Here is a 1,502-nt window from a genome sequence, read left to right as displayed (position 1 = left end):
GACGAGGATCCGGCCCGCCGCGCCGAAGCGGGCGTTGAGCCACTGGACGATGGCCGCGAAGCAGCAGGTCACCAGGGCGAGGAAGCCGATGGTGCCGACGGCGTGCGTCATCTGCAGACCGAGCCGCCAGTGCAGCACCGACATCAGGGCGGCGACCTGGAGCAGACCGATCCCCGCGACCGGCAGCCAGCCCGCGAAGGCGATGCGCCAGGCCGGGGCCCCGGCGGCCAGCGCCCGACGGTTGAGCGGCTGGATCAGCATGTAGGCCACCATCGAACCCACCCACAGCGAGAGCGGGATGAAGTACGGGGCGAAGCCGGTGCCGTAGTTGGGCGCCGCGTGCAGCGAGGAGGAGGCCAGCCGCACCGGGTCGGACATGACACCGGTACGCGCGTCGCGGTCCTTCTCGTCGTAGTCGGGGATCTTGCCGACTCCGTCGTTCAGCCCCTGGGCGAGCGTCGCGGAGCCGTCACCCAGCCGGTACAGGCCGCTCTTCAGGGTCGTGGCGCCCGAGGTGAGCTTCTTGACGCCGGTGTCCAGGTCCCCGGCGCCCTTCCTGGCCGTGCCGAGACCGGTGTGGAGTGCGTCGGCGCCCTTGGCGACCTTCTGCGCACCGGTGTTGAGCGCGTTGATCCTCGCCACGGCGGACTCCAGGTCCGAGTCCAGGTCCGGCGAGCGCTTGGCCAGGGCGTTGGCCTGCTTCTCCAGGTCGGCCAGCCGGGTGCGCAGCTTCGTGAGGTCGCCCTTCTGGTTCGTGACCAGCGCGTTCACGTCGTCGGACACCTTGGCGACGTCCTCCGCGGCAGTCTTGGCCCGCTTGANNTCGAGGACTCGGCCACCAGCCGGGCGGTGTCCCCGATGGCCTTGCCGTTGTCCTTCAGGAAGGGGCGTACGTCTGCCGCGACCGCGTCGACCTTGTCGGCGAGCAACTGGGTACCGCCGGCGACCTGCCGGGACCCCGTCTCCAGGTCGCCCGCGCCCTTGTCCAGCTTCGTGATGCCCGTGGAGAGCGTGCCGCTCCCCGACTTGGCGTCCTTGAGACCGTCCGCGAGATCCTTGGAGCCCTTCTTCGCCTTGGTGAGGCCGCTCTCCAGGTCGTCGGCGCCCTTGGCCGCCTTCGCGGTCGCGTCGTGCAGACCGGAGAAGTTGATGTAGATCTTGTCCAGGAAGCCGCGCGAGGCCTTGGCCGAAGCGGCGCTGCGGACCTCGGCGAAGACCGTCCGCGAGATCTGCCCGACGATGTAGTTGTTGGCGTCGTTCGTACGCACCCGCAGGGCGCCGGTGGCGGGGGACTCCCCGGCACTCGACGCTATCCGCTCGCTGAAGTCCGACGGCATGGTCAGCGAGAGGTAGTACGTACCGTCCTCGACGCCCCGTTCGGCCTCGGCGGAGCCGACCTCGTGCCAGTCGAAGACCTTGCTGTCGAGCAGCCTGCCGGTGATCTCGTCGCCGGCCGCGAGGTGTTGACCCCCGGTGCTCGTGCCCTTGTCGTCGTTGACGAG

Annotated in this window: 1 protein-coding gene and 1 pseudogene; both read right to left on the bottom strand. The window is 69.8% G+C overall.

The window, feature by feature from the left end:
- Positions 1 to 821 (bottom strand): annotated as a pseudogene (locus BFF76_RS34255) (YhgE/Pip family protein); the annotation flags it as partial.
- Positions 822 to 823: 2 nt separating this feature from the next.
- Positions 824 to 1,502: YhgE/Pip family protein (locus BFF76_RS34250; protein ID WP_420877238.1), on the bottom strand; the 679-nt coding region annotated here is incomplete at both ends.

Origin of the sequence: Streptomyces mutomycini (genome assembly GCF_001700505.1) — a bacterium.
Classification (GTDB): domain Bacteria; phylum Actinomycetota; class Actinomycetes; order Streptomycetales; family Streptomycetaceae; genus Streptomyces; species Streptomyces mutomycini.
This window is presented reverse-complemented; position numbering and strand designations above follow the sequence as displayed.